Source organism: Persicitalea sp. (assembly GCF_041751555.1).
In the GTDB taxonomy this organism is placed as follows: domain Bacteria; phylum Bacteroidota; class Bacteroidia; order Cytophagales; family Spirosomataceae; genus Persicitalea.
Genome location: NZ_JBGSXF010000129.1, coordinates 1 through 3,035 on the forward strand (window position 1 = coordinate 1; position 3,035 = coordinate 3,035).

3 protein-coding genes are annotated in these 3,035 nt (G+C 50.1%); all 3 read right to left on the reverse strand.

Translation table 11 applies throughout. The features are described from left to right. Positions 1-1,647, reverse strand: a 1,647-nt coding sequence (locus ACEW8P_RS04330) for a GMC oxidoreductase (RefSeq protein WP_373511882.1), incomplete at its 3' end; no start/stop codon positions are given. Between the two features lie 185 nt (positions 1,648-1,832). Beyond that, a complete protein-coding gene (locus tag ACEW8P_RS04335; protein WP_373511883.1) occupies positions 1,833-2,540 on the reverse strand; it encodes a DUF1080 domain-containing protein in 708 nt (235 codons plus the stop codon). Further along, the coding region (locus ACEW8P_RS04340) for a DUF1080 domain-containing protein (RefSeq protein ID WP_373511884.1) at positions 2,537-3,035 on the reverse strand (499 nt) is incomplete at its 5' end. The genes ACEW8P_RS04335 and ACEW8P_RS04340, both read right to left, overlap by 4 nt.

The window sequence follows — 3,035 nt, forward strand, 5'->3', positions numbered from 1 at the left end:
AGCCAGAATGGTACCCACGGGATTTGGACCAAGGGAATTTGGCAGAATCGAGCCATCGAGTACCAGGAAATTTTCGTACCCGAACACCCGCCCATAAGTATCCACCACCCCCTTTGAAACATCTTCGCCCATAGGAACGCCGCCTATGTTGTGGGGTACTTCCACCAGTTTGAATTTCTCGGCGACCAGGTTGGGGATGTAATAGTTATCCACCTGCGCGGCAAGCAGACTTCCCAACTTATTAAGGTGGGCGATGTAGTCGTCATTTTCTTCGAAGGGATAGTCGATCTCCACTTCGGCGGATTCATTGAGCTTGAATTTACCAACAGCGTCGTCTCTTCCCATCATCAGGATAGGAACGGGCCAAGATCGTTCCAATAGCTCAAAAACAGGAACATACTTGCCCAGCCAATTGATCGGCCCACCAATTTTTGAATAATCCTCGGGGTCGAAATCACCAAGCAAGCTGTACAGAATAGCACCCACGGCCTTGAAGGGAGTGGGGTACCTTCCGCCTTCGATATAAACACCCTGAGTGCTGCCGTCCCGATGACGAAACCGAATGTACTCGCTGTTGGTCGTACCCTTATCGGGTTTGATATTCTTCTTGGCTCGCAGCCAGCCGTAGAGGTAAGCAAGTGCCCCCGCCGCAATCACTTTTTTGTTTTTCAAGAAACCACCCGCCACCGCGGTAAGTACCCCCGCCCACGAGATGGCTAGCCCCCGTTTTGGAACCATAAACGTCACGTAATCTCCATTGCTGTGGTAGTCTTCCCCCAGGCGCGACGATAGCTTTGACAGAGTTTTGTGTACCTCCTTGTTTTGCATCAGTAGCTGGGTACTTCCAATGGCACCCGCCCCGGATACCAGCACTTCGGCGGTGATGCTTCCGGTCTGCTCACTGTCTTCACGAGGATTCCTCCAATACACCTTGTATCCCCCCTGCGGCAAGGGTTCAATTTTGGTCACTTCCGCAAACGCCCTGATATCCGCACCGTGCTGTTGCGCCAGAAAAAGGTAGTTTTTGTCAAGAGTGTTTTTTACGTCAATTTCTCCACCCAAAATTTTCTGCTCACTCGGATCGGAATAACGTTGGGAAGCGCCGTGTTCATTCGTGAAAGTTTCGCCCGGAGTCCCGCCCTTTGGGGCGAAAGAAATCCCCAGCAATATATCGCCTTCGGCCTCGACGAGTTCCGGGTAGTCGGCAGCCAGTTTCTTTTCGGCTTTTCGGAAAAGCTGGTAAGAAGGCAATTGGTCGTAGGGAGCGTGGTCGGGGTACTTTACCGCCCCCATCATTTTCTCTCCCAATTCGTAGTAGGGTCGCATTTCCTCAACGGTAATATTTCCTGGGAAATCATCGAAAAAAGCCCGCCGCTTCAAAGTACCTGCGTACACGTGCGAACCACCTCCCACGCCTGTGCCTAACCAGGGAATAATATGTTCGCCCCTTTTCCTTAAATCGTTCATTCCGTAGCGTCCTTTTTCCGGCTGCCAGAACATTCCCGCGTCCGCTTCGAAGTTTTCTCTGGTGATCCAGCTGCCCCTTTCCAGCACCACCACTTTTTTGCCCGCTTCCGCGAAGCGAAGCGCGGCCACTGCTGCGCCGAATCCTGAGCCGATAACAAGCACATCCGTGTCAAATTTCATTCTTTTTTCTGTTTTTAATTTCCTGTTTGAGTTTTATTCAAATAGCCGACCAAATCGGATTCAAAGATTTGCCATTTTGGTAAAGACAGGCGCTGAGTCTGTAAAAATACCGGACAAATAGATGTAGTTCAATGAATATCTACCTGGTTGCTGTACCTCCCGGAGTTGGGAAAAGCACGAATGCCTTATTCGACTACCGTCTTCTGAATATCTATGGCTTTTGTATATCGAGCAGGATGCTTGGTGATTATTCTAATATTCCTGACCCAGGCGGTGGGCTTTTCGAGCGCCACGTTGTCGCCCAGAAAATGAATTTTCAAAGCGATATACCCTTTCTTGTATTTTGTGTTAACGAGGCTGCTGGCGTCTACCCCGTTCACCCAGACTTTTATGTGATCACCGATCAGTTCAAATCTGTAATGATCCCAAAGACCCGCTTCTTTAAGGGCGTTTTGTGCTTTGGGGTTATCGGACAACGTCGATAGCCATCGCCAGGTATTCCCGTAGTCGTCAAAAATTGCTCCCGTCCACCGGCGGTCTTTTTGGTGATCCACTTTTACCTGATAACCGTACAAACGCGCGTGCGCGGTGTCGGGCGCCGGGACGGCCCTGACCAAAATACCGTAGTAAAACTGCTCGTCGCGCCTGCACTCCATTTCCAGAATAAAGTCCCGGTACTTCTTGTCAGTTCTCAAAAAGGTGTGTTCCGGCGTGTTCGCCTTGCGATGCAGCCGAATGGCTCCCTCCTCGACCGTGAAAGTAGCGGAGTCTCCCACTACTGACCACCCGTCTAAATTCTTGCCGTTGAAAAGTGGTTGCCACGATTGGCAATAGCCAACACCATAAAGCAACAGCAAGATGGCAACGAGAAAAGCTTTTCGAATATTTGTCATCTGAAATAGTTGATGTCTGAAAATCCTCTCGTATCCTTCAAAGGGAGCGGAATTGAGCGGGCATATTTCTTCACGTTTCGGGTAATGATGCGTGGGTTTCTGAACGCAATCATCAAATCTTCCTGCGCTTTATCGTGTAGCAGGTAGTGAATTTTAAAGGCGATGTACCCCTTTTTATAGCGATTGTCCAGCATATTCGCCGTAGGGACGTCATTGAGCCATACCTTGATGTGGTCGCCGATCGCTTCGATTCTCAACTGATTCCATTCGCCGCCCGCGCGTTCGGCGTTTCGGGCTTCCTCGTTGTTTTCGAGGGTTTGCAGCCACTCATGTGCGTTTCCATAATCCACGAAAATTCCCCCAGTCCACCGCCGGGCAGGCCGGGGATCTACCTTGACCATATAGCCAAAAATGGAAGAAAAAGCGGTGTCAGGCGCATCGACACTACGAAACAGAATGCCCGAATCTAAATTCAGATCACGTCGAAAATCTATC

What these genes read in the sequence shown, in the direction of transcription:
- ACEW8P_RS04335 (WP_373511883.1), bottom strand. Translation starts at nt 2,540, where the DNA reads ATGACAAATATTCGAAAAGCTTTTCTCGTTGCCATCTTGCTGTTGCTT.